The 25,291-nt window shown below is 51.5% G+C and carries 18 protein-coding genes and 1 pseudogene; 10 read left to right on the top strand and 9 right to left on the bottom strand.

Annotated features, from left to right (window positions below; all coding sequences use genetic code 11):
• Positions 1-126 precede the first annotated feature (126 nt).
• The 3 genes from eutR to pta all read left to right on the top strand — a co-directional run bounded on the left by eutR (position 127) and on the right by pta (position 4,615).
• Positions 127-1,167 carry an HTH-type transcriptional regulator EutR gene (gene eutR, locus CLR69_RS17205; protein WP_129712076.1) on the top strand — a complete coding sequence of 347 codons (1,041 nt, stop codon included), beginning with the start codon at positions 127-129 and terminating at the stop codon, positions 1,165-1,167.
• Between the two features lie 153 nt (positions 1,168-1,320).
• On the top strand, positions 1,321-2,358 hold the full coding sequence (gene adhP / locus CLR69_RS17200) for an alcohol dehydrogenase AdhP (RefSeq protein WP_129712077.1): 1,038 nt from the start codon (positions 1,321-1,323) through the stop codon (positions 2,356-2,358).
• A 112-nt stretch (positions 2,359-2,470) separates the two neighbouring features.
• Complete coding sequence (gene pta / locus CLR69_RS17195; RefSeq protein ID WP_129712078.1) at positions 2,471-4,615, top strand: phosphate acetyltransferase; 2,145 nt, start codon at positions 2,471-2,473, stop codon at positions 4,613-4,615.
• A gap of 211 nt (positions 4,616-4,826) precedes the next feature.
• On the opposite strand, the gene CLR69_RS17190 is transcribed toward pta, so the two are convergent.
• From CLR69_RS17190 to CLR69_RS17175, 4 genes are all read right to left on the bottom strand, one after another.
• Complete coding sequence (locus CLR69_RS17190; protein ID WP_129712079.1) at positions 4,827-5,561, bottom strand: phosphoadenylyl-sulfate reductase; 735 nt, start codon at positions 5,559-5,561, stop codon at positions 4,827-4,829.
• A 12-nt stretch (positions 5,562-5,573) separates the two neighbouring features.
• Entirely contained in the window at positions 5,574-7,307 is a 1,734-nt protein-coding gene (gene cysI, locus CLR69_RS17185) for an assimilatory sulfite reductase (NADPH) hemoprotein subunit (RefSeq protein ID WP_129712080.1), read from the bottom strand.
• Complete coding sequence (gene cysJ / locus CLR69_RS17180; protein WP_129712081.1) at positions 7,307-9,136, bottom strand: NADPH-dependent assimilatory sulfite reductase flavoprotein subunit; 1,830 nt, start codon at positions 9,134-9,136, stop codon at positions 7,307-7,309. Before cysJ ends, cysI begins: the two co-directional genes overlap by 1 nt.
• 278 nt (positions 9,137-9,414) lie before the next feature.
• Positions 9,415-11,139, bottom strand: a complete 1,725-nt coding sequence (locus tag CLR69_RS17175) for a PilZ domain-containing protein (RefSeq protein ID WP_129712082.1) — start codon at positions 11,137-11,139, stop codon at positions 9,415-9,417.
• A 525-nt stretch (positions 11,140-11,664) separates the two neighbouring features.
• Between CLR69_RS17175 and CLR69_RS17170 the strand changes: the two genes are divergently transcribed.
• The gene (locus CLR69_RS17170; RefSeq protein WP_129712083.1) at positions 11,665-12,405 is read left to right on the top strand and encodes an EAL domain-containing protein; all 741 of its coding nucleotides are present in this window, start codon (positions 11,665-11,667) and stop codon (positions 12,403-12,405) included.
• A gap of 216 nt (positions 12,406-12,621) precedes the next feature.
• Positions 12,622-14,316 (top strand): hypothetical protein, encoded by a 1,695-nt coding sequence (locus CLR69_RS17165; RefSeq protein WP_129712380.1) that lies wholly within the window; start codon positions 12,622-12,624, stop codon positions 14,314-14,316.
• A 38-nt stretch (positions 14,317-14,354) separates the two neighbouring features.
• Here the strand turns inward: CLR69_RS17165 and CLR69_RS17160 are convergent, their stop codons facing one another.
• Positions 14,355-15,647: an ABC transporter substrate-binding protein gene (locus CLR69_RS17160; protein ID WP_129712084.1), complete on the bottom strand. Its 1,293-nt coding sequence runs from the start codon at positions 15,645-15,647 to the stop codon at positions 14,355-14,357.
• A 549-nt stretch (positions 15,648-16,196) separates the two neighbouring features.
• Between CLR69_RS17160 and CLR69_RS17155 the strand changes: the two genes are divergently transcribed.
• The gene (locus CLR69_RS17155) at positions 16,197-17,531 is read left to right on the top strand and encodes a glycoside hydrolase family 28 protein (RefSeq protein WP_129712085.1); all 1,335 of its coding nucleotides are present in this window, start codon (positions 16,197-16,199) and stop codon (positions 17,529-17,531) included.
• A gap of 82 nt (positions 17,532-17,613) precedes the next feature.
• Complete coding sequence (gene queD, locus CLR69_RS17150) at positions 17,614-17,976, top strand: 6-carboxytetrahydropterin synthase QueD (RefSeq protein WP_039306667.1); 363 nt, start codon at positions 17,614-17,616, stop codon at positions 17,974-17,976.
• A 48-nt stretch (positions 17,977-18,024) separates the two neighbouring features.
• Here the strand turns inward: queD and queE are convergent, their stop codons facing one another.
• Entirely contained in the window at positions 18,025-18,696 is a 672-nt protein-coding gene (gene queE / locus CLR69_RS17145; protein WP_129712086.1) for a 7-carboxy-7-deazaguanine synthase QueE, read from the bottom strand.
• Between the two features lie 202 nt (positions 18,697-18,898).
• Here queE and CLR69_RS17140 point away from each other — a divergent pair, with 202 nt between their 5' ends.
• Entirely contained in the window at positions 18,899-19,882 is a 984-nt protein-coding gene (locus tag CLR69_RS17140) for an MBL fold metallo-hydrolase (RefSeq protein ID WP_129712087.1), read from the top strand.
• A gap of 15 nt (positions 19,883-19,897) precedes the next feature.
• Here CLR69_RS17140 and CLR69_RS17135 read toward each other — a convergent pair whose 3' ends face one another.
• Entirely contained in the window at positions 19,898-20,830 is a 933-nt protein-coding gene (locus CLR69_RS17135; RefSeq protein WP_129712088.1) for a LysR family transcriptional regulator, read from the bottom strand.
• Positions 20,831-20,928: 98 nt separating this feature from the next.
• Here CLR69_RS17135 and CLR69_RS17130 point away from each other — a divergent pair, with 98 nt between their 5' ends.
• Together CLR69_RS17130 and CLR69_RS17125 are read left to right on the top strand one after the other, a co-directional pair.
• The gene (locus CLR69_RS17130) at positions 20,929-21,918 is read left to right on the top strand and encodes an MBL fold metallo-hydrolase (RefSeq protein ID WP_129712089.1); all 990 of its coding nucleotides are present in this window, start codon (positions 20,929-20,931) and stop codon (positions 21,916-21,918) included.
• A 39-nt stretch (positions 21,919-21,957) separates the two neighbouring features.
• A pseudogene (locus CLR69_RS17125) lies at positions 21,958-22,050 on the top strand (SDR family oxidoreductase); the annotation flags it as partial.
• Between the two features lie 371 nt (positions 22,051-22,421).
• Here the strand turns inward: CLR69_RS17125 and bglB are convergent.
• Positions 22,422-23,561 carry a beta-galactosidase BglB gene (gene bglB, locus CLR69_RS17120; protein WP_005974659.1) on the bottom strand — a complete coding sequence of 380 codons (1,140 nt, stop codon included), beginning with the start codon at positions 23,559-23,561 and terminating at the stop codon, positions 22,422-22,424.
• Positions 23,562-23,604: 43 nt separating this feature from the next.
• Positions 23,605-25,164: an MFS transporter gene (locus CLR69_RS17115; RefSeq protein ID WP_129706391.1), complete on the bottom strand. Its 1,560-nt coding sequence runs from the start codon at positions 25,162-25,164 to the stop codon at positions 23,605-23,607.
• Between the last annotated feature and the right edge of the window lie 127 nt (positions 25,165-25,291).

The following is a 25,291-nucleotide window of genomic DNA, read 5'->3' as shown; positions in this document are numbered from 1 at the left end:
GTATACAGCCATCGCAGTGAATAACAGGCAGGAGCGCGTTATAGCGACGATGGCTTGCAAGCATGCTGGGTATCACGATGTTGGATATCACCATAGAGTCAGGCTTTTTCTGGGAGGAAAATGCATATGAGAACCGAGAATACCCCGCCACTGCATCAGCTTGTGCCCAGGGTCACTCCTCCAGAAAAAGGATTGTCTTCTCAAGGTCAGGAGCAGTACATCCATCAATATTCTACACAGGATGTCTATGCCCAGTCCTGTACGATCACAGCCTGGCAGCAGTTGTACGATCAGGTTTCACCCGGCCATTTCCGCGGCGAACTTCAGGAATTACTGTTAGATGGCATTCAGCTTTGTCACGAATACACGAACCTCGCGCTCCGCCAATCTTGTATGGTATGGCCTGGTTCATTCTGGTTCGGCGTCCCTTCGACACAAGAGAGTATGGGATTTATTGATGCCCAAGCGCTGGATGAATACAGCATCGCTGTTAGCCCCGGCGGCAAAGAATTTGAATTAAGTACACCCGATGAGTTTTCCATTTTGGGCGTTGTTATCTCACACGATGTGCTTAATCAGTATATTGGCGCACTTAGCGATCCAGAGTGGCTGACTCAGAGGTTGAATCAGGGTGCAACGCTGCAAATAGAACACGACAAAAAAGCCACGCTGTGTTCATTTATCCGTCAGGCTCTTTGGTATAGCTGCCATTGCCCCCACGTGATGAAAACACCTAATGCAGAAAAAGTGCTGAAACATAACCTATTGACTACGCTAATTTCCTTTCTGGAAAATGTTCAACCGTCCTCTGAATATGCGCAAAGTCATCACCATCGCAAATTGATTTCTTTTGTACGTGAGTATGTGTTGAGCCAGACATCAGAGCCAGTCACTGTGCTCGATCTCTGCCGCCAGTTACACGTGAGTCGCCGAACATTACAGAACGCCTTCCACAGCGTGGTAGGCATTGGTCCCAATGCCTGGCTAAAAATCATCCGTCTCAACGCGGTTCGTCGCGAACTCATCAGCCCAATATCGCCGCACCGTACGGTTCAAGATGCTGCCATGCAATGGGGATTCTGGCACCTGAGCCAGTTTGCCAGAGATTATCAAAAGCTCTTTAACGAGAAGCCATCGTTGACGCTACGACGGCGCTTACAGCACTAGCCACTTATCTTTTCTTTATCCATATAACGAGTCTTTCTGTGATGCCATCCAGCATCACAAGGTGAAACTCATCTTAATTTTTCGCCGTCGCCTCGCAAGCGGCATGTGTCATCGCCAGCTTATTTATATGTTAAATACGAACAGGAGTCAGTTATGAAAGCAGTTGTCGCCGGTAAAGGTGGAAAAGCCGAAATTATTGAAAAAGCATCACGCGAACCCGGCCACGGCGAAGCGTTGCTCGCCATGGAATACTGCGGTGTCTGTCATACGGATCTACACGTCAAGAATGGTGATTATGGTGATAAAACCGGGGTCATTCTCGGCCATGAAGGCATTGGCATCGTTAAAGCCATTGGGCCCGGTGTCACCTCACTCAAACCGGGTGATCGTGCCAGCGTGGCCTGGTTCTATCAAGGATGTGGACACTGTGAATACTGTGTCGGCGGCAATGAGACGCTATGCCGTGGCGTCAAAAATGCTGGTTATACAGTCGATGGCGGTATGGCTGAAGAATGTATTGTCATCGCAGATTATGCGGTCAAGGTTCCCGATGGATTGGATCCGGCGGCGGCCAGCAGTATTACCTGCGCGGGCGTAACAACCTACAAAGCGGTCAAAGTTTCCACCATTAAGCCCGGCCAGTGGATTGTTATTTATGGCCTCGGCGGGTTAGGGAATCTGGCATTGCAATACGCAAAAAACGTCTTTAACGCCAACGTTATCGCCGTGGATGTTAACGATGTCCAACTGGCCTTTGCAAAAGAGATGGGTGCAGATTTAGTCATCAACCCAGCGAAAGAAAACGCGGCGGAAATCATTCAGGAAAAAGTAGGCGGTGCGCATGCTGCTGTCGTCACCGCGGTCGCGCGGGCTGCGTTTAATTCTGCCATTGATGCGGTACGCGCCGGGGCGCGTGTGGTTGCCATCGGCCTGCCTCCCGAAAGTATGGACCTGTACATTCCGCGTCTGGTGCTTGATGGCATTCAGGTCATCGGTTCACTGGTAGGGACACGTCAGGATTTACGGGAGGCTTTCCAGTTTGCTCAGGAAGGGAAAGTCGTCCCTAAAGTGACACTACGCCCAATGACAGACGTCAACGCCATTTTTGAAGAAATGGAGCAAGGAAAAATCAAAGGCCGGATGGTCATTGATTTACGTAGCAGTAGCCTGGCGGCATTCAATCACAGTTAACCCAGCTCTAAAAAACTTACATTCAGGGCAGTGCATTGACGCATACAACTATGCATAACCCATTTGCTGTATGACGAGTCTCTATCACACGAGAAAATAAGAAGGATAAGACATGTCCCGTACCATTATGCTCATCCCTACTGGCACAGGTGTGGGGCTGACGAGCGTCAGCCTTGGCCTTATTCGCGCAATGGAACGTAAAGGCGTACACCTGAGTATCTTCAAGCCTGTCGCGCAGCCGCGCGACAGTAACGACATTACAGATCTAACCACGGCAATAGTTCGCACCAGTTCCCGCCTTCCCGTTGCGGAACCTCTTACGATAGCGCATACAGAATCACTGCTGTCACAGCAGAAAAAAGAGATTTTACTGGAAACAATTATTGCCCGTTATCACGAAAACACCCGCCATGCCGATATCGTGCTGGTTGAAGGTCTGGTGCCGACGCGTAAGCACCCATTCGCAGCATCGCTTAATACGGAGATTGCCAATACCCTGAACGCGGAAGTCATTCTGGTTCTGTCGCAAGGTTCTGACAATGCCGATGAACTAAAAGCACGTATTGAACTGGCGCGAAGCAGTCTGAAACCCAATAAAGGAACCTCCATCATTGGTGCCATCGTCAATAAGATCAATGCCCCAGTTGATGAACAAGGCCGTGCACGACCGGATCTTTCGCGGATTTTTGACGATGCAAACGGAGCTAACGTCGTTAGTCTGGACATAAAGCGACTGAAGGCGATGAACCCACTTCTTTTACTCGGCGCGGTGCCATGGAATTTTGATCTGATTTCAACTCGGGTCAGCGATATTGTCAGCCATTTGCAGGCTACCGCGATCCACACCGGCGATCGACAGACTCGTCGTATAAAATCGATCGTCTTCTGCGCGCGCAGCGTGCCGCATATGTTGCAGTATTTCCAGCCTGGTGCGCTGCTGGTGACATCAGCCGATCGTCCCGAAGTTATTATTGCCGCCTGTCTGGCTGCAATGAACGGGGTGGAAATCGGCGCTCTGCTGCTCACAGGAGGCGAGCCTATCCCCCGCAGTATCCATACCTTATGCGAACGCGCTTTTGCCACAGGCCTGCCCGTCTATCTGGTACAGAGTAATACCTGGCAAACCTCTTTGGATTTACAGAGCTACCAGCCAACAGTGCCCGTTGATGATTACGAGCGTATCGAGCAGGTATGCGACTACATGGCAAGCTATATCGATCCCGTCTGGATTGATACGCTGAGTGCGGCCACCGAGCGTACGCATCGTCTGTCACCACCGGCGTTTCGCTATCAGTTAACCGAACTGGCGCGTCGCGCAGGTAAACGCATCGTGTTACCCGAAGGGGATGAACCACGTACAATCAAAGCGGCTGCCATCTGTGCCGAACGCGGCATCGCTCACTGTGTATTATTAGGCGATCCAGAAAATATTCGGCACATCGCGGCGTCTCAAGGCGTATCGCTGAGCGATGGTATCACGATTATCGATCCCCACGTTGTCAGGGAACGCTATGTGCCACGTCTGGTTGAGTTACGAAAAAACAAAGGAATGACGGACATCGTCGCCCGTGAGCAGTTGGAGGATAATGTCGTACTTGGCACGCTGATGCTCGAACAAGACGAAGTTGATGGTCTGGTTTCTGGCGCGGTACACACGACTGCCAACACGATACGTCCTCCACTACAGCTGATTAAAACCACGCCGGAAAGCTCTCTGGTATCCTCCATCTTCTTTATGCTACTGCCCGAGCAGGTACTGGTGTACGGCGACTGCGCGATCAATCCCGATCCTACGGCAGAACAATTGGCCGAGATTGCGATTCAATCCGCAGACTCAGCGGCGCTATTCGGCATTGAACCACGCGTGGCGATGATATCCTATTCGACCGGCAATTCCGGCTCTGGCAACGATGTCGAAAAAGTGAGGGAGGCGACGCGGCTGGCACAGGCTAAACGGCCGGATATGATTATTGATGGTCCGCTGCAATATGATGCCGCGATCATGGCAGATGTTGCCCGCGCTAAGGCACCGGACTCAAGGGTAGCAGGGAAAGCGACCGTTTTTATTTTCCCGGATTTGAATACCGGCAATACCACCTACAAAGCCGTTCAACGCTCCGCCGACCTGATCTCTATCGGGCCAATGCTGCAAGGGATGCGCAAACCTGTAAATGACCTTTCACGCGGGGCGCTGGTTGACGATATCGTCTATACCATCGCACTGACCGCGATTCAGAGCGCGCAGCACAGCCCTTAACCCCAGCGATGCCCGGTTTCAGACGATTGACAAACCTATTTACTGAATGAAAACGGGAGTAACGGAATAGAAGAGTAAAGCGTCCGCGCCAGGGATGGTGCGGCTCGAGCTTACAAGGATGTATTCACAGCGTCTTTACGATCTATCCGTTACTACCGCTCAGCGATTCTTTGTCAGCAACCTGAAACCGGGCGATACCCAGTTTTCTCTTTTACCCTTCGTGCAACCCGCACTCGCGCTTTAAGCCGAAGAAGCGTGTTTCTTCTTCGCTCATGCCCGGTTCCCATTTGCGGGTGGTGTGAGTATCTCCGACTGACAAATAGCCCTGATCCCATAGCGGATGGTAGCTAAGGCCGTTTTCTTTCAGATATTGATACACCGTCCGGTTATCCCAATCGATAATCGGCAGGAATTTGAAGACGCCGCGCTGAATCGCCAACACGGGTAATTCCCCCCGACTGCCGGACTGCTCACGGCGCAGGCCCGCAAACCAGGTTCCTGCGTTTAGCTCGCTCAGTGCCCGGTTCATCGGCTCGACTTTATTCAGCAAGTTGTAGCGCTCAATACCTTCCACACCCTGCTCCCACAGTTTCCCGTAGCGAGCCTCTTGCCATGCAGGAGACTCCGCGGCGCGATACACTTGCAGATTCAGTTTAAGCTGTTCCGTTAGTGCATCAATGAACTGATAGGTTTCAGGAAACAGATAGCCAGTATCCGTAAGGATAACCGGAATATCCGGCCGCTGTTGCGTCACCAGATGCAGCGATATAGCAGCCTGAATGCCGAAACTGGACGACAAAACAAAATCGCCGGGCAGATTCTCCAGCGCCCAGCCCACTCTTTCCTGCGCAGACAGTTGTTCAAGCTGGCCATTCACGCCAGCCAGCGCGGCCACCTGTTCATCTTTCGGTAACGCGTTGAGCGCCTTGAGGTTAAATTCGGCCATCAGGATCTCCTGTCAGTCATAAAAATCGCGAGCGGGATCCAGCACCGGTCTAATGATGTTGGTACGAATAACGAAATCACCGAAGCCTTCGTTCTGCTGGCGATCTTGCGCCCACAGTCCGACAAGCCTGTCGATTTCGGTAAGGATCTCGGCTTCATTAATGTTTTCGCGATACATACGAGGAATACGAGTTCCCTCGCGATTCCCGCCAAGGTGCAGGTTATAACGCCCTACAGCTTTGCCCACCAGACCGATTTCCGCCAGCATCGCACGGCCGCAGCCGTTCGGGCAGCCCGTAACGCGCAGAACGATGTGCTCATCACCTACGCCGTGCTGCTGCATGATGCCTTCCACTTTCGTGACAAATTCCGGCAGGAAACGTTCGGCTTCAGCCATCGCCAACGGACAGGTCGGGAACGATACGCAGGCCATCGAATTCTTGCGCTGCTCGCTAACGCTGTCATCAATCAGACCGTGTTCACGCGCCAGCGCATCAATCTTCGCTTTGCTACGTGAAGGAACGCCCGCAACGATTAAATTCTGATTCGCCGTTAAGCGGAAATCTCCTTTGTGGATCTTGGCGATTTCTGCCAGACCGGTTTTCAGCGGACGCCCCGGATAATCGAGAATACGGCCGTTTTCGATAAACAGCGTCAGGTGCCATTTATTGTCGATGCCTTTTACCCAGCCGATGCGATCGCCGCGTTCGGTGAATTCATAAGGACGCACCGCTTCAAATTTCACACCGGCACGCGCTTCCACTTCCTGTTTGAAGTTATCTACACCCACACGTTCCAGCGTGTACTTCGTTTTGGCATTTTTACGGTTGGTACGGTTGCCCCAATCGCGCTGCGTGGTTACTACCGCTTCCGCAACGGCCAACGTATGTTCAATCGAAATGTAGCCTAGCTCACTGGCAGTGCGTGGAAAGGTCGCTTTGTCACCGTGGGCGATAGATAACCCGCCCCCCACCAGCACGTTAAAGCCCACCAGACGACCGTTATCAGCAATCGCCACGAAGTTAAGATCGTTTGCGTGCAGATCCACATCATTCTGCGGCGGGATTACCACCGTGGTTTTGAACTTACGCGGCAAATAGGTCGAACCCAGAATCGGCTCTTCATCCGTCGTCGCCACTTTTTCCTGATCTAGCCAGATCTCGGCATAGGCGCGAGTGCGAGGTAACAAATGTTCAGAGAGCTTTTTCGCCCATTCATACGCCTGCTGATGCAGTTCAGATTCCACCGGATTGGAGGTACACAGCACGTTACGGTTCACATCATTTGCCGTCGCCAGCCCATCCAACCCCAAACGGTTAAGCAGTTGATGCACAGGCTTCACGTTCGGTTTCAGAATACCGTGGAACTGAAACGTCTGACGGTTCGTAATACGGATACTGCCATACAGGGTACTTTCACTGGCGAACCGATCGATTCCCAACCACTGTTCCGGCGTCATGACGCCGCCGGGTAGACGGCAGCGCAGCATCATCGCATGACGCGGTTCCAACTTCTGCTCGGCACGCTCAGCGCGAATATCACGGTCATCCTGTTGATACATGCCGTGAAAACGGATCAGCAGGAAATTATCACCGTTGAAACCACCGGTCAGACCTTCGTTCAGATCGTTAGCAATCGTACCGCGCAGAAAATTACTCTCTGTCTTCATGCGCTCGGCATCAGCGAGTTTCCCTTCTACCACCAGGGGGCCAGGGTGTTTTTCACTGAAAACGTATTTTTCGCTCATTAGTACACATCTCGCTGATAACGGCGCTCAAGGCGCAGATCGCTTAAAAACTCATCGGCTTGTTCACTGTCCATGCCGCCATGCTCAACTATCACATCCAGCAGTGCTCGCTCGACGTCTTTCGCCATACGGTTAGCATCTCCACACACGTATAGGTGCGCACCGTCCTGAATCCAGCGCCAGACTTCCGCACCTTTTTCCCGCAGCTTGTCCTGTACATAGATTTTGTGTGCCTGATCGCGCGACCACGCCAGATCGATGTGCGTCAGCAGCCCTTCTTTCACGTAGCGCTGCCATTCAACCTGATACAGAAAATCTTCCGTAAAGTGTGGGTTACCAAAGAATAGCCAGTTTTTCCCTTCTGCCCCTTCGGCATCGCGCTGTTGCATGAAGGCGCGGAACGGTGCAATACCAGTTCCCGGCCCAATCATGATGACCGGCGTGTCCGAGTTAGCAGGCAGGCGGAAGTTATCGTTATGCTCGATGAAGACGCGGATTTCATCGTCTTCACTCAGCCTGTCGGCCAGGTAGCTGGAAGCACCACCGGCACGCGCACGACCTTCGTATTCGTAGCGCACCACGCCAACGGTGATATGCACTTCGCTTTCGGCTTCTGCCTGCGATGAAGCAATGGAGTAAAGACGTGGTGTCAACGGGCGTAGCAGACCAAGCAACTGTTCCGCCGTCAGTTCTGCTGGCGCTTGTCGCACCATATCCACCAGCGGCGTCCGCTGCGCAAACTGCTGAAGCGCAGGCTTATCGGCCAGCAGCGACAACAGCGTCTCATTGCGCGACAGGGCAGCATATTTTTCGACGATCGGTGCGGTGTTTTGCGTCAATTCAAAGTGGCTTTTTAGCGCCTGCGATAATGGTAGCGTCTTACCGTCAACGCTGACGGATTCATCACCTTTCAGCCACAGCAGTTCCAGCAATTCCTTCACCAGCGCTGGATCGTTATCAAACCAGACACCCAGCGCATCACCCGGCTGATAACGTAAACCGGAATCCCCCAGATCGATCTCGATATGGCGTACGTCTTTTTCTGAACCACGCCCGGTCACTTTCTGATTCACCGCAAACGTGGCCTGCAACGGCGAGGATTTGCTGTACGGGCTGCTGGTAATTTCATCCAGTGCGCCCTGAGCGGCGAGTTGTGCCACCGCGTTGCCCTGAACTGGCACTCGCGCCTGCAAAATATCAACCAGCTGACGTCGCCATTGTTCAGCAAGCGCCTGATAATCCACATCGGCATCAACGCGATCCAGCAGGCGCTCCGCGCCGAGTTCAGCCAGGCGGCCATCGAAATCCTTACCCGCCTTGCTGAAGAATTCATAAGAGGTATCACCCAGCCCAAACACGGCAAACGCGGTGTCCTTCAGCTCCGGCGCTTTTTTTGACAGCAGGAACTTATGCAGCGCGACCGCCTCTTCCGGCGGCTCCCCTTCCCCCTGCGTCGACGCCACAATTAGCAGCAGCTTTTCCTGCCCGATTTGCTTGAACTTGTAATCACCCGCATTAACCAGATTGACGGACAGCTTGGCCGCCAGCAGGTCGTCACGCAATTGTTCCGCGACCCGACGTGCGTTGCCAGTCTGCGAGGCAGAGATCAGCGTGATGGTTTGTACTGGCACCGTGACTGCGGAAGCGGTGGCCACAGCAGAGATCGTTGCACCAGACTGCACGTTCCCAGGCTGTTGTACCAGCCCCCAGAAATAGCCGGATAGCCAGGCCAGCTGCGTCGATGAGAAATCACCGGTTGCCGCCTGTAAACGCGTTAATTGCTCCGCACTCAGCGGAAGCAATGAAGTGGGGGAAACCGGAGTAGTCATTGTGAGTTCTGTTTCCTTGTGCCTGTGCAGTTAGCCAACGACGCTAATACAAAAACATGCAATAAAAAGATGGATGGAGGATAAGGGTAACGATCTGCATCTTAACAATTAAAGAAATGATGGAAATATTAAATAACCAAAATGACTAAATGGTTTTTCTGATAGTCCTTATTGCTTAAAGTGTTATAGCCGATGGAGTGCGCGTTTCATGGCGATATCGATAGGAAAGCATTCAGAAGGGGGGGCTGCCACGCAGCCCCATACAAACAGGATGTGGGCTAAATTTTTAGGACTTTCATGCCGAAATCGTCAGGGTGAACAATATTTTCGAGCTTACCGACCTGCAACAAATCACCATTGGAAACGACACTGCTGATATTGGTATCAGGAAAGCGTAGGTTCTTAATGAGATGCACCACGATAGGTTTGCCCTGTTTATCAATATCCATCACCCATCCAAGAAAGCCTCCTGAATATTTCGCCAGACTGCCTATTGGGTAGAGGCCGTAAATCTGCACGTACCTGACCAGAATCGCCTTATCATAGGCGGCGTTAGCCTCATAGATTTTGCGGTAGGTCGCCAATGGCGTACGGGGAGAAATACCATTACGCGCATGCCTTAGCTTATTAATCGCCTTAATCACGGATACCAATTTGGCTAACTCCGATAGTCGATCGGCGCGTTTGCCTTGCGGGTAGCCGCTACCGTCCAAACGCTCGTTAGCATTCTCAATCACATCGCGACACGTGGGGGTTATCACCCAACCTAGCTCACGTAATTTCGCACACAGCACGCCTACATGACCGCTAAGGATCGCTTTCTGCGCCGGATTCATATTCACTTTCAGCGACGGAAGACGGGCGTTTACCAGCAGTGGCTTACCCATAGTGTGGAGTAATGCGCCTAACACCGCCTCACGCACCTGAGAGTTATGTGGATCGGAAATTAACAGCATATCAGCCAGTTTCCCCGCAACCTGAACCGCATGCCTGACCCAATCCGCCTCATCGCGCAGGAACGACAGCGCATACAGAAAGGCTTTTCTCTCTTTTTTGACCATATAGAGCAAGGTATCGACGCAGTCATAAAAGATATCAATCGGCAGTTGATTGCGCGTTTTCATGTACATCAACCCAATCTGAAGCCGATGAGCAACCTCCATCACTCCTCGTTCCATGGGCGTCTGGCGAGTACGTTTTTCTCGCTCCTGGCTTTCTCGCAGCAATATGCTTTTCTCCTTGGATCCCGGAATGAACAACGGGGACGAATACACCATGCTGCCAGTGACGCCGGTTCGATATGCCGCCTCTCTTTCCGACTCATTTGTGTAGTGAAGCAAGGCTTCCGACTGGGATGAAGACAAATTGATAAATTGGATGCCAACGGCGGCATAGCCATTATTTCCAAAGGGCCGTATATGGCGAATTTTCCCCTCGGCATAAAAACTTTCTCCGTTAGGGAATTCAAGCGTGATTCCGGGAATATCTTGACCTACTTCAATCGCAATACTCTCAACCAGATCGATTTCAACCATACATCCACCGGTCGATAAATTACGCAGTGTCCCCGGCACGTTAAGCGCGTGTAGATAAACTTCGATGCGAGCACGGGCCTGCATACCAAGAATAAAGGGAATACGAATCGCCCCTCTGTTTTCTGTGACGAAAACAGATTCTGGCAAGCGGCATTCAAGACGATAAAATACACTATCCGTCTTAAATAACTGTGTGGGAATATTACAAAGACTGTAGGTTTCTCTTTCTATATTCTCCGTGCCTTTGAGTGCCTCTAGATCAAAATTCAAACCGCCATCTGCAAAGTATCTTTCGATATCCGAGCCAGAATATTCGACTTCCAATACGATACGACTTTTATCCAGATTCAGTTCCGCAACATCCGCTTTCAATGCATATAGCATATCTTTGGCATAGATAGACATCACATAGGTATGTTGCAGTAATGCGCTAATCACTTTAGCGGGAGGGGGAGAGAAGTGTTCCACTATAAGATCCCTATGAACGCAATGGTATATACCAAAAAAAACACAAAGAGAACGTCTCTTATTTCTAAGAAAAACGAATTCTCACGTAGGATTAAATGCTTTTAAAAATGCCTACTCTTGCTGGATGAAATACCAATCAGTATCAATTCCTGATTGTTTATCCCCCGCTATCATTACGAAACGACGATCTTCACATCGTTTATCATCCTAACAAGGATGACATGAAGTCACAACGGTCACACACGCCCATGAAATCGCTTTAAAATCAAACAAAATAACCATTAAACCCAAACAAACAAAAATTAATAACATCAAAATCCAATAAAAATATATTTAATGGAATAAAACACCAACAACAATATAGATTTAAACGATCATTAAATTTTTGTTGATAGCCAAAAACTATCAAATGGAAATTATTGATCATTTAAAACAATTTCCAAATATTCTAAATTGCTGTGTAGAATCCAGACGAGCAATGTTATGGGATTCCTATTTCTATGGAGAGGGTGAGTAATCAGTAAAATGAATACAACAACATTGAATATCGATGGAAGAATCCTTAGGTTGTCCGCAGAGTTTCAGCCTATTATCCATCTCCCTAAAAATAAGATATTCCGCTATGAAGCCCTCGCCAGGTTTTATAACTCGGAAGGTGCTCTCATACCCACCCAGCAAACAATAGATAAAATTGAGAAGTGTAAAGCAATCGATCAAGTAACAGATTTTATGTTTGATGTGGTTTGCCAGATAATAAAAAACAAAAGCAGCATGACAATATCATTCAACCTGTCACACTTACTTTTTAATAACACACTCTATCTGGAAAGTTTATATCAGAAATGTTTAATACATAATGTTAGCCCACAGAACATCGAAATAGAGATCAGTGAAAAAACGACACGACAACAGTTAATTGATGGAATACCTTTTTTAAACCAAGCCAAAAATTATGGCTTTATGATTTCATTAGATGATTTCGGTGCAGGAAGCCTACAGATAGACAGCTTAAGTTTGTTTAACTTCGATACGATAAAAATTGATCGTTCCATTATCGATGGCATTGGTAAAGAAGAGACTAAATCACAAAAACTAAAAGTCTTATTAAATAAACTTATCCCTCTTGGGGTAAATATTATCTGTGAGGGTGTTGAAAAAGCCACCGATTTGAATCGATTAAATAAATACCATCCCATTGGGATTCAAGGATACATTTTCTATCGCCCGTTAACGTTCAGCCAGTTAAGGCTACTGGAAGGTTTTTAGCAGGCATGCAACTTCTGCTCCCCTGTTCCTCGCAGGCTAGCACACGCCATCATCTGTCTACGATATTCATTCACACGATAAATCCTACCACCAACCCCGCCTTAGACGATCGACATTAGCGAACAGGCTCACATTTCTGGCGTTCGCCCCAGGAATTTATCCTTTGCGATAGCGCATCAATGCGATACTCACGCCAGTGGCAACGGGAGAAAAATGATGTGGCAACGACGCGCGCTGGAACTCAATACGCAGGATATTTGGCACTGGAAACAGGTCATATCGGTCATCGATTACGCCCGTGAACATGGTTTCAATACGCTGGTACTAGGTGCAGCTGATTTACTGGATAAACTGGTGACGCCAGAAGCCTACAATAACGCGCGTTTTGACGATCGCATCAGTAGCCAGCAGCGGTCCCGCTGCGTTTATCTGAATCAAGTCGCAGCGCACTGCCGTGAACACGGGCTGTCACTGTATCTGCAATGCAAAGAGCTGTCGTTTCCCACTGATTTACTACTTCATCACCCAGAATTACTCGACGACAAACAGAGTCTTCGTATGGATACCGATTTTTGGTGCGATTACCTTGCCGCCAAAGTCGAACTGCTGATGCAGCAAATCCCGCGGCTAGGTGGTCTGCTGCTGGCGATCTCCAACAGCGACAGCCTGCTGCGCTTTTCCGCCCCTTCCGGCGATGAGATCAACGGCGTCGTTCCCGTCACCACGCACTGGCCGACCAACGCCGCCAGCGAGCAGATCTATCACCGCTTATTCTCCGCTGTCGCCCGCGTGATGCATTATCACCAGCGCCATCTGGTATTGCGCGCATTTCCTGCCAGCCATCAGGATATCGGTAATGTTCTGAACGCTATTCGTACATTACCGGAATCCGTCTCCGTCGCCATCAAAGTCACACCGGAACGCTTCTGGCCTGAATTTCCCAATAATCCAGCACTGCTGGACATTAACGGGCGTGAAGTCTGGGTCGAGCTGGATCTGGCTGGCGAAGAGGTCGGCTGGGGCAATCTGCCCTTCCTGCGCTACACCGAGGTACAAGGGCGATTGCTGTGGTGTCGGGAGAAAAATCCCGCGATTGTCAGTGCACTGTGCCGTATCAGTTGGGAAGGCGTAGATAATCACAGCGTAATCGGCACACTGAGCGAGTTCACGCTGTTCGCCTGCTCCAGATTACTCACTAATCAGACCGCACCGACAAACGAGAGTACGCTGTTTGCCCAGTGGTTAATGACACGCTATCAGTGGCAGCCGGACGATAGCGTACTGCACACGATGCAGACCTTGTTGGATCAGGCGCATCAGGCCATTTCTCTGTCGCTATATACGCGTCACCACGTTTTTCATCGTCACAGCCTGCTGCCAACCAGCTTTGGTCAGGCAATCTGGAGTCTGTACGGTCAGCTTAACCGTAACCATTGGCTACCGGGATCCGGGCAAGATATTACATTCGACCCACAGCATGCAGAGCTGGCATCACAGAACCTTTATCACATAGCGAAAGAGAAAGATGCGGCATGGCAGCTGGCGGAACAGTGCCAACAGGCCGCACTGCAATTTTCCCGTGAACACACAATGCCGGAAGCGCTCAGGCTGCGCTGGCAACAAGAATGGCGTGGTCTGACGCTGTATTGCCGTGCATTTGTTCACGCACAGAAAGCCTTCTTTACGCTTCACTATTGCAAACAGGTGGAGAACAACTGGACGCTGCGGGAAATCGCCAAAACCAATATTCAGGCGCTGTATGGTATTGGGCATGAGATGGAGGATTTCTGCCTGCAACATCAGGATTACCCGGTGAGCATGCATGTCATGTTTGATGCCGGGCGTCCACGCGCGTTAGCCGATAGCCTGCAACAGCAGTTGGCTGAACTCGCGTCACGCACCGGCCAATAAAATACCTTAGTCAGTAACGATCTTAACCAGTCATTCGCTTAGCGAATTACCCGCTTCAGAATTCGCTCCCCAGAATTGCTGAAGTTTTTCGCCGACTCTTCGACGCTCTTTTTGCCATAATCGAGCTGTTCAATCGTTTGCAGGATCAGGCTGGCAAGCTGGGGATCTTCAAGATAGGAAGAGACGGGCGTTTGCATCGGCTTTTGCAGCGCCAGAGATAATCCGGCAACCGACAGATCGTTGGTGTCCAGCTTCTGCTTTTCTTCCAGTGTATGCCTGGCAATGCGGCTGAGCGGAATACCGCGCTCGGTCCCCATCAGCAGCGCCCCTTCAGGATCGTTCATCAGAAAATTCAGCAGTAGCGCTGCTTCTTTCGGATGTTTAGTGTTTTTGCTGATGGCAAACAGCATTGACGGTTTGAAGAACTGCCCGGAATTATCCGAACCTGGCGTCATGATGTACGGCCCTAATTCGAGTTTGCCGGGTGCCGCCAATGGATCGGCGTATTTCTTCACAACCGAAATCCACAGATGCGCCCCACCGTATTCGCCGTTAATCCAAGGGCGTGTTTCATACATCCCCACTTTGCCAAACGCGTTGTAATATTTTGAAGACGGCATCACATGTTCGTCGATCAAACGCTTGTAGAAGCGGAAGGCCTCGATCCATTGCGCCTCGCTGTAGTTAAAGCGTTTGTTTTTCTCATCGATCATGCCGATCTGATATTTCTGCGTCATGTAATAGTTGATCAATTCCAGCACGCCTTCACCGCTGTCCTGCGCAGGTGAAGCTATGGGGAAATAGTTATCACCCAGCTTTTCTTTAAATACCTTGCCCGCATGGAACAGTTCATCCCAACTGGTGGGATACGGCAGCCCGGCTTTCTTCCAGGTTTCCGTGTTGTAGTACATCACCAACGCATTCAGCGAGGTGGAAATCGCGTTCACCTTGCCGTCGATGGTCGCTGGCTTCAGCGCATCTTCGGGGAAATCCTGCAATTTTAGCGTATCGGTCAGCTTATTCAGGTCATAAAAACCGGTTCCGGTCTTGGAAAAAATCGGCAACCAGTTCCAGTTTACCTGGAGTACATCTGGCTCCTCACCGCTTGCAATCTGCGTTGTCAGACGAGATAAGTGCCCATCCCAACCGGTATATTCGGGTTTTACGCTGATATACGGATATTTTTTCTGAAAGGCTTCCAGCGCGGTCAACGTCGCCTGGTGACGGCTGTTTCCTCCCCACCAGGAGAGGCGTAATTCCACTGGATCAGCAGCCTGCGCTAGCGAACAGAGCGCAGAGAAGGCGATGAAAATCAGTCCAAGTAATCTCATTTTTCCCCCAACGACATTATTATTGTGTGGTGTGTCTGGTGTGGCGTATGGATGAGAACAGGTAGGGTACACGACCTTATTTCTCGACACTGACAAGATAGGCAGAACCTTTTTTATCTCGCCAGTCGCCACGGAGGGAAAACGCGTGATTTGCGGGGCTGACGGAAGAAATGTTGATAACCGCATGGCGTTGGCAAGCATTTCAACCACACAAGATGAGCCCTATCCGATGCAGCAGGGAGGTGTCTCACATCATTAACCGACACACCACACCAAAAAGAGATTTGATTCACAAATAAGAAACACAAAAACAACAAAACCATCCCACGTGCACTGCAAAAGGAAGAAAGCGATGTAAAAACGTGATGAAACACACATGACATGAAGCACCGTATCGTTCTCTTCGTTATGCCTTTCACATTCTTTTAAGCCGTATACCCTGCGCTGTGAAGCTCGCTCCAAGCTCCGCAGATTTCATCGTGTCAGAGCCTCCCGAACGCCCTAAAACGTGCTGCAATGCGATCATGAACGGCAAAATTGGATCTCATCATGAAACACTCTATTCAGTCATACTCCCCCGCCGCTGATGGTGTCACACTGGATACCGCCATTTTTCAGCAGGCTATCGATCGGATTGCGGCACAGGGCGGTGGCACGCTGACGGTGGAACCGGGACGCTATCTGTTAGGGGGATTACTGCTGCCTTCCAATTTTTGTCTACAGTTGGAGGCGGGTGCGGAGCTCATCGTCAGCGGCGACTATGAGCAGTTTGCGCAGGCCACGACGATTAGCATGGCCGAGCTGTCGCATCGTGCGTTTCTTTATGCCTATCAACAGCGAAATATCACGATCTGCGGTCAGGGTAAGATCATGGGAAATGCCGATGCGTATTTCTCTGCTGAACATGACGATCAAGGCTATCGTCTGCCTGCAAAACATCGCCCACGCATTGTGGTCTTTGAGGATTGCGAACACATTCGCCTGTGTGATTTTACGATTGAACACGCTCCGATGTGGACCGTACATCTGGTCAGCTGTCGCCAGATCATCGTCGAACGTTTAACGATTGATAACGATCTGAGCATGGCGAATACCGATGCGCTGGATCTCGACAGCTGCCAGCAGGTGCAAATCAGCAACTGTTCATTGAGCGCCGCCGACGATGCACTATGCATCAAAACCACCCATAAGCCGCCCCACCTGCAACGTAAGGTTCGGCAGGTTGTCATCAGTAACTGCCTGCTGCGTTCCAAGAGTTGCGCGCTGAAAATCGGCACCGAAACCTTTGCCGATATCGAAGACATCTCCGTCAGCAACTGCGCTATTTACGAGACTAACCGCGCCATCGGTCTAATCTCCCGCGATGGTGGCACATTCCGACGCCTGCAATTCAACAACATCACATTCCAGTGTGTTGCAGCACATCCCTGCCACTGGGGTAAAGCCGATCCGATCTTTATCTCTGTGCGCTATCGCGATCCCGCCATCGAACCGGGCCGGATCGAAGCAGTACAATTTTCCCAGATCGCAGGGATCAGCGAAGGGGCGATTAACCTACACAGCACGCCCGCAGGCTACATCCGCGATATCCACTTCCACGCCATACACCTTGAACAGCAGCAGAGCGATTCACCGGAACAGGGCATGTACGATGTGCGCCCACCCTGCAATCCAGAGCGCCCGACAGGGATGGGGCTGGATAATGCGTATCGGGTCGATCCTGCAACGGGCCGCGCCTTCGGCGTCGAGCATTATCCAGACGGTATGCCCGCACTTTTTGCCCGCGGCGTCCTGAACCTGACCACCAGCCACATGACAATCCACCGCCCCGATCCGCTGCCATCAGGCTGGCATCACACCGCGATCGTGCAGTTGGAAGAATAAGTACTTTCGGGTAGTATGCGACGGTTTTTTGCATACTATGTTCTGAAAGCCCCTTTTTCAGAACGAAACCGGGAACATCGCTATGGTCACTACACTATTTAAAGATTTTCAGTTTGAAGCCGCACATCATTTGCCTCACGTGCCGGAAGGCCACAAATGCGGGAGACTGCACGGGCACTCTTTCATGGTGAGACTGGAAATTACCGGTGAAGTCGATCCGTATACCGGCTGGGTGATGGATTTCTCTGAACTGAAAGCCGCGTTCAAGCCGACATGGGAACGATTGGATCATCACTATCTGAATGAGATCCCCGGTCTGGAAAACCCGACCAGCGAAGTACTGGCACACTGGATCTGGCAACAGCTGAAGCCAACATTACCGCTGCTCAGCGCCGTGATGGTGAAAGAAACCTGTACCGCAGGCTGCGTCTATAAAGGCGAGTAGATGCAGTTGTAGTCTGGCGTGAAGATCCTTCTCTCACGCCCCCTGATATCAGGCGATATTCAGATACTTATGTGTCTGCATAGAAAGCCGCCAGTTGCGGGCGATGCAGGTCACGATACACAGTTTCGTCGCATCGTCTTTCTGACTGATCGGCTGTAGCGCCACAATACGCGGTTTGTCATCATCAAGCCGTGCCAGCAGCGCATCCAGCGCCTCAATGTCACGTTCACGCGCCACCGGGTGTTTGATTTCATCCGCCCGTTGCAGTGCTTGATCGAGCACCTTCATGCCGCCGCGCATATTCACCTTCGGCGATACCGTCACCCAAGTTTTGGGCGAACAGCGCACGTCGTGCGTACCGCTGGTTTCAATCTGGCAACTAAAGCCCTGCTTTTCCAACTGTAGCGTCAGCGGCGCCAAATCATGGATGCAGGGCTCGCCACCAGTGATGACGATGTGACGTGCGGTGTAACCCTGCTGCGCCATCAGTGACAGAATATCGTCCGCACTCGCCGCGCCCCAGGCATCACTTTCTTCCGTTTTTACCAGCACCTGATCCAATGAGGTTTCTCGCTCTGCCAGTTTGTCCCAGGTGTGTTTAGTATCGCACCAGCTACAGCCGACCGGGCACCCTTGCAGGCGCACAAACACCGCCGGCACACCGGTAAAATAGCCTTCGCCCTGTAACGTCTGGAACATTTCATTAATCGGGTACTGCATGTTTTTCACTGTCTCGCTCACTTAAAAATGCATTATACCCTAAATCCTCCGCATTGCAGGACGGCGGCGACGCTGCAATCCATTCATCGGAAACACGCCAAGCCGAGGGCAGTTGAGTAATTCAACGTGTGCGTCAATAATCAATCTGTTGTTACGATTTCACCTGCTTTTTATGTTTCATTATTAACAAGGACAACAACAAATGAAGTTATTGAAACCATTATCCTTATTACTCGCCTCTTGTGCATTTGTGCCTGCGTTTGCGCAGGCACAGGATATCGCCCAGGTTAAAACCCAGCCGGGCTATTACCGCATAATGCTCGGACAGTTTGAAGTCACTGCCCTGTCTGACGGCACCAACACCATGTCGATGGATAAACTGTTGCAGCGCACCCCACCGGAAAAAATCACCGAACTGTTGGCGGAAAAAGCGCTAACCCCGCAGGTTGAAACATCGATCAACGCCTATTTAGTCAATACCGGAAAGCATCTGATTCTGATCGACACAGGCAACGGTAAACAGAGCAATCCTACGGTAGGAAAAGTGCTGCCAAATCTGATTGCGGCAGGTTACAAACCTGAGCAGGTTGATACCGTGTTGATGACCCACCTGCACGGCGACCATTTTGGCGGTTTAGTACAAGATAATAAGCTGAACTACCCGAATGCCACCGTTTATGTCAGCCAACCAGAAACCGACTTCTGGCTCAGCCCGGAAAACCTGAAGAATGCGCCAGAAGGCAGAAAGGCCGCATTCCAACGCGTACAAAACATCTTTGATACGATTAAGAAAGGGAACAAGCTGAAGACCTTCCCGGCCCAGCAGACAGCACTTCTACCTGGCATAACTGCAATTCCAAGCCCGGGACATACGCCGGGGCACACTTCGTTTATGGTCGAGAGCGAGGGGAAAAAGTTGCTGGTATGGGGAGACATCATTCACGCGGAAGCGGTACAGATGAGCTTACCAGCCACTACTATCAGCTTTGACTCGAATATGGATCAGGCGACGGAATCCCGTAATAAAGCGCTGGCCGACGCAGCGAGTCAGGGTTATTGGGTCGCGGGCGCTCACCTGCCCTTCCCCGGAATCGGCCACGTAGGTACACGCTTGGAACGCAATGGCACCACCAACGGTTACCGCTGGCTCCCGGCGAATTACAGCGTGTCGGGATTATCACAGTAACCCCCTCGCCGTCACTCAAGCAGGGGGCGAATCCGCCTCCTGCTCTGCAACCGCCTCCGCAATTTGTTCATACAGCCACTTGATCGCCGGATTACTATCCTGCCTTGCATGCCAGAGCGCCGAAAGCGTATACGTCGGTAAATCAAGCGGGACCGGGCTGTCGATCAGGCCATAATGCTGACACCATAGCGTCGCCAATCTTTCCGGTACGGTGGCGACTGACGGCGTGTGCTGCAATATTCCCGGCAGGGCGGAGAAATGCGGCGTAGTGTAATAAATCGTCCGCGCCATTCCCTGTTTTGCCAGCATATCGTCCACGATGCCATGCGCACGCTCACGGTAGGTCACCAGCGAATGGCGTTGCTGGCTGTATATCTCCAAAGGAAGAGGACATGGCAGCGCGAGCTGCTGTGGGTGCCACAGCGCCCTGAATCCTGATGATAACAGCGCACGCCGCTTCAACCAGCCAGCCTGTGGGCTAGCGACAGAGATGACCAGATCGACGCTATCATTTTCCAACCGGTCCACATCCAAAAATGGATCGGTGGCAACAAGGTTAATGTGCAAATTGGGGGCATTCGTTTTGAGCCGTTTCAGCAGCAGCGGCATTAGCCATATTTCTACCCAATCGGTCATTCCCAGCGTGATCGCGCGTGAGTCTGTCAGCGGATCAAACCTCTCGGGCTCGCCCAGAACCGACTGCAATTGTTCAAAAGTGGGTGACAATCTGGTCGCCAGATAATCCGCACGCGCCGTTGGGCGCATCACCTGCCCCGTGCGAATAAACAGCGGATCGTCAAACAGTGTACGCAGACGTGCCAGCGCACCGCTCACGGCAGGTTGCCCCAAATGCAGTTTATCCGCCGCCGCAGAGACACTTCTCTCACGATACAACACCAGAAATGTCACCAGCAGGTTTAAATCCACGCCACGAAAATCATTTTCCATGATAGTCAGTATCAAATTAATCAATTTGAACAATAATAGCGCCAGCAGAATAATCGTTCCAGTCCCTGACGAGCAGGGTCATCCTCCAGGAATGCACGATGAAAATGAATATTCTGAAACAAACACTATTACCAATAGCTTTACTGGCGAGTACGCCGCTTATCGCCGAGGCAGAATCGGTGCCTCAACTGAGAACGCAGGCGCCGGGTTATTACCGGATGATGCTAGGCCAGTTTGAAATTACTGCACTTTCTGACGGAACGGTCACTATCCCGCTGGATAAGTTGCTCACCCACATTCCCCACGAGGAGATGCTACACCTGCTGGCGCAAAAGAATCTCCAGCCGCAGGTTGAAACCTCAATTAATGCGTACCTCATTAATACGGGTAAACGTCTGATACTGGTAGACACAGGGGCTGGCCCGCTATTCGGCAAACAAGGGGGGAAATTACCCGACAACCTGCGCGCCGCTGGCTACCCTCCCGAGAAGATCGATACCGTTTTGCTGACCCACATTCATGCCGACCACTCCGGCGGTGTTTCGCGTGACGGCAAGCTGGTTTTCCCAAATGCCACCGTTTACGTTAATCAGAAGGACGTAGATTTCTGGCTCAATCCGGCTAACAGCCACCATGTGCGGGATAGTGAGAAACACACGTTCGGGCAGTCTGAGGATTCATTGCAACCCGTCGTTGCCGCCAAACGGCTGAAAACCTTCTCCGGCAAGCAGCAGCTTTTTCCGGGCATTACCGCCGTGCCAGCTCCGGGACATACGCCGGGACACAGCCTTTATCAGATCGAAAGCGACGGTCAAAAACTGACGCTATGGGGCGATACGATCCATGCCGAAGCGGTACAATTTCCTCGACCTATGACCACGATCGATTTCGATCGCAATATGGATGAAGCGGCAAAAGCACGTTTACAGATTCTGGCCGACGCGGCACAGAATAATGAATGGATTGGTGCGGCACACATTTCCTTCCCCGGCTTAGGCCAGGTTAAAGCCGTGTATGATGCTAACGGTAAACCAAACGGCTATCGCTGGCTCCCTGCGAATTACAGTATGGCGGGGCTAAAAAACTAAGGGGCAGAATGGAATTCATTACGTTAATTACTGGCGGTTCGCGCGGCATCGGTCGCGCAGGCGATAGGCTGGCTGTTATCGGAAGAAGCCTCTTACGTCACTGGGAATTTTATTGACCTGGCGGGCGGGAAACAAAGCATTCCTTCGACCTTCACAAGGTTCTTATACACAAATGCTGCGAGTTGTTATGGGTTTTGCCGTTATCCGGCGTAAAAATTATGCAGCGGTGGGACTGGCCGCCAAGTGAGCGACAGGACGTCGCGAAAGCCAGTGCCGCGTCGGGAACGCGTCACTGGCGGCTCGACTAGCGGTCAGGAACACCGATGGAACCGCGCAGCGGCATAATTTAGCCGGAAGCCTGGGTTCGCAGGGCGGCGGCGACTGAGCGCCCTGCGTCGGGCGCGTATACGGTATCGCATATGAATAGCGACGGTGTGGCGCACGAAACTGCCCCTTAGCCAGCATAGCCAATATGACTGAGAGGCAACTCTCACGTGAACCCGTTACAGATAGACCCGCAGGTATTCCGCCAGACAGAGGATCGCCATTGCCTGACCGTAGGGCATGGAGGTCAACGCAATGTTGCGGTAGAAATCCAGATCGTTGCCCATCGCGGTGCCGAATGATACCTGCGTCAGCTCACCGTCCTGATTGACGTGATTAATCACGCCGCGAATCGCTTTCTCCGCCACTTCAGCGTAGCTCGGATCGACATAGCGCTTGCGTACCGCTTTCAAAATACCGTAGGCAAAACCGGCAGTTGCCGAACTTTCGAGATACGAGTTTGGATCGTCAATCAGCGTGTGCCACAGGCCGCTGTCATCCTGATATTTTGCCAATGCTTCAATCTGACTTTCCAACACCTGCAACAGGAAACGGCGCGTCGCGTTGTGTTCCGGCAGATCCAGCAGTTCGATAAATTCGGGAATAACGATAGTCAGCCAGCTATTCCCCCGCGCCCAGCGTGCTTTGGCGTAGTTGTGCTGCCCTTCAAACGTCCAGCCGTGGAACCACAGACCGCTTTCACGATCCATCAGATATTGCACGTGCAGCAGGAACTGATATGTCGCTTCTTCTACAAACTCCGGCCGGTTTAACAGTTTGCCGATTTTCGCCAGCGGCAGCACACTCATCATCAGCGTGTCATCCCACAACTGCTGGTGGTTTTCGTTGTTGTAAACAATGTGCTGTAAGCCCTGCTTGTCCGTGCGCGGCATTTCATACATCACCCACTCCGCCCAGCGCTCCAGATACGGCAGCCAGCGGGCATCGCCCGTCTCTTCATAGCGATAAGCCAGCGTCAGGAATGGGCACACGGTGTTCACGTTCTTCGTCGGCGTACCTTCCGCCAAACGTTCAGTAAACCAGTCGTCAATGATGGCGCGCATCTGCTCGTCACCCGTCTGCTGATAATACTGATAAATCCCGTACAACCCGATGCCGTGCGTCCATTCCCACCCCGCCCAGCCTTTGGTATCAATCACCCGACCATCGTCCAGCCGTAACAAGAACTCACCGGTTTTATCCTCAATATTCACCAGATTGTCGGTGATACGGCAAATCAGCGCCTTCAGATCCTCACGGGAGATGAAGCGTTCCGGCTGACGTAAAAGCGGGCTATGTTTTACACTGAATACGGTCATAGTCATTCATCCAATTGAGTTATCAGTTAACAGTTCAATACAGTTACAGCTGCGTGGCATGCGTTACCGGTTTGTCGCCGTTATGGCGGTTCAGATAGCCGATATTATTGTTGCCCCACAGCGATTCATACGGCATACCCGCCAGCATCTCGACCGTCGCCCTCGCCTGCGGCGTAATCTTCTCCGGCACAGGGCGCCCAGCTTCACGCATTCTCAGCGTCTCTTCCCGCAACACGCTGTGCGTTTGCAGATTGAGTTTAAATCGCAGAGAGACCAGGAAGCCTAGCGCCAGCACGCCCACGGTGCCGAAGCTCAAAATCATCAGAATCGTGTGGCTGACGCCCGGCGCTTGTACACTCTGCCCGGATACAAAGCCGGACAGTTGCAACACAATCCCCACCAGCATCACCGCACCAGCCTGAGAAGCTTTGCGGGTCAGCGTCATAATTCCGGCGAAGATTCCTTCACGGCGCTGCGCGGTGATCACTTCATCCACATCTGCGATGTAAGTGTAGGTGTTCCACGGTACGTAATTGATCCCACCGCGTCCGATGCCCGCCAGCGCAGAGATCAGCAGCAACAGAGAGAAAGTGTCATGCAGGCCGCTGTACCAAAGTACCGCATAGGAGAGCGCACTCAGGCCAAACAGGCACACGACAAAACGATAAGATGGCGCTGGCCCAAAGCGGATACACAGCGGAATCATGCCAATCACCGCGATGAATTGCAGAATCGCCATCGTTCCCATCAGGTTAGAGGCCATCGTCGGGCTTTGCATCAGCACAAAAACCACGTAGTAGGTGAATACGGCGTTGAACACGTCCTGCGCGATGTAGCCGCCCAGATACATACCGAGATGCTGGCGGAAAATACGAATGCGCAGCGTGGAAACCAGTTCAACATTCAGCCGTTTCAGGCTTTGACCCAGCGTTAGGGACTGGCGCTCTTTCTCTGCCCGTAGTGACGCTTCAGACATCTGGTCGCGTGGCCGTTCCCAGGTAAAGAAATAGACCAGCGTCAGCACCAGTGCGCAGATAATCGAGAACACCAAGCTCGAATAGAAGAAGGACACCGCATTGTCTTTACCAAAGTAACCCAACAGAATGCCCGGCAGGAAGGCAGCTAAAATCGCGGAAAGCTGCGCCAGCGCGATACGTGCCCCAGAGAACTTGGTTTTCTGTTTGAAATCGTCGGTCATTTCCGGCACCAGCGTTTCATACGGCACCAGTACCATCGTATAGACGATATCGAACAGCAGGTACGTCAGCAGATAGTACCAATAGCCCATATCCCCGACCCACATGAAGCTGTAGCTGAATACACAGGGAATACCGAGCAGAATAAAGAACTTACGACGGCCAAAGCGTTTACCCAGCCAGGTTGAACCGAAGTTATCGGTCAGGAAGCCCATCAGCGGGCTGACGACGGCATCGAGCACACGCGCCATCGCAAAAATAAAGGTTGCTTCAATCGGCGTTAAGCCGCAGAACGTGGTGTAAAAATAGAGTAACCAAGCGGCCGTCAGCGCGGTTGTACCCGCACCAAGAAAGTCCCCTGAACCGTAGGCTAAATAGTTAGCCAAACCGATCTTACGTGTTTTCATCGCCATCCTTCCCCGAACATTTTTAATTATGAAGGTGTCACGCTGTTACGTTAGCGCCCGGCGATCGTGAAAACCTTTGCGCTTCTGCCACCACGCGTCCCACGCTGGCAGCACAGGGAAGATTGGT

Origin of the sequence: Pectobacterium zantedeschiae (assembly GCF_004137795.1) — a bacterium.
In the GTDB taxonomy this organism is placed as follows: Bacteria; Pseudomonadota; Gammaproteobacteria; order Enterobacterales; family Enterobacteriaceae; genus Pectobacterium; species Pectobacterium zantedeschiae.
The sequence above is the reverse complement of the archived record's forward strand: the minus strand, read 5'-3'. Positions and strand labels throughout refer to the sequence as shown.

Bases quoted from the DNA above. Each gene is read 5' to 3' on its own strand.
- CLR69_RS17115 (WP_129706391.1), bottom strand. From the start codon at position 25,164: ATGAAAACACGTAAGATCGGTTTGGCTAACTATTTAGCCTACGGTTCA.
- CLR69_RS17170 (WP_129712083.1), top strand. From the start codon at position 11,665: ATGAATACAACAACATTGAATATCGATGGAAGAATCCTTAGGTTGTCC.
- CLR69_RS17190 (WP_129712079.1), bottom strand. From the start codon at position 5,561: ATGGCCGAATTTAACCTCAAGGCGCTCAACGCGTTACCGAAAGATGAA.
- eutR (WP_129712076.1), top strand. From the start codon at position 127: ATGAGAACCGAGAATACCCCGCCACTGCATCAGCTTGTGCCCAGGGTC.
- CLR69_RS17155 (WP_129712085.1), top strand. From the start codon at position 16,197: ATGAAACACTCTATTCAGTCATACTCCCCCGCCGCTGATGGTGTCACA.
- queD (WP_039306667.1), top strand. From the start codon at position 17,614: ATGGTCACTACACTATTTAAAGATTTTCAGTTTGAAGCCGCACATCAT.
- cysI (WP_129712080.1), bottom strand. From the start codon at position 7,307: ATGAGCGAAAAATACGTTTTCAGTGAAAAACACCCTGGCCCCCTGGTG.
- CLR69_RS17160 (WP_129712084.1), bottom strand. From the start codon at position 15,647: ATGAGATTACTTGGACTGATTTTCATCGCCTTCTCTGCGCTCTGTTCG.
- pta (WP_129712078.1), top strand. From the start codon at position 2,471: ATGTCCCGTACCATTATGCTCATCCCTACTGGCACAGGTGTGGGGCTG.
- queE (WP_129712086.1), bottom strand. From the start codon at position 18,696: ATGCAGTACCCGATTAATGAAATGTTCCAGACGTTACAGGGCGAAGGC.
- CLR69_RS17165 (WP_129712380.1), top strand. From the start codon at position 12,622: ATGTGGCAACGACGCGCGCTGGAACTCAATACGCAGGATATTTGGCAC.
- CLR69_RS17140 (WP_129712087.1), top strand. From the start codon at position 18,899: ATGAAGTTATTGAAACCATTATCCTTATTACTCGCCTCTTGTGCATTT.
- bglB (WP_005974659.1), bottom strand. From the start codon at position 23,561: ATGACCGTATTCAGTGTAAAACATAGCCCGCTTTTACGTCAGCCGGAA.
- CLR69_RS17130 (WP_129712089.1), top strand. From the start codon at position 20,929: ATGAAAATGAATATTCTGAAACAAACACTATTACCAATAGCTTTACTG.
- CLR69_RS17135 (WP_129712088.1), bottom strand. From the start codon at position 20,830: ATGGAAAATGATTTTCGTGGCGTGGATTTAAACCTGCTGGTGACATTT.
- cysJ (WP_129712081.1), bottom strand. From the start codon at position 9,136: ATGACTACTCCGGTTTCCCCCACTTCATTGCTTCCGCTGAGTGCGGAG.
- adhP (WP_129712077.1), top strand. From the start codon at position 1,321: ATGAAAGCAGTTGTCGCCGGTAAAGGTGGAAAAGCCGAAATTATTGAA.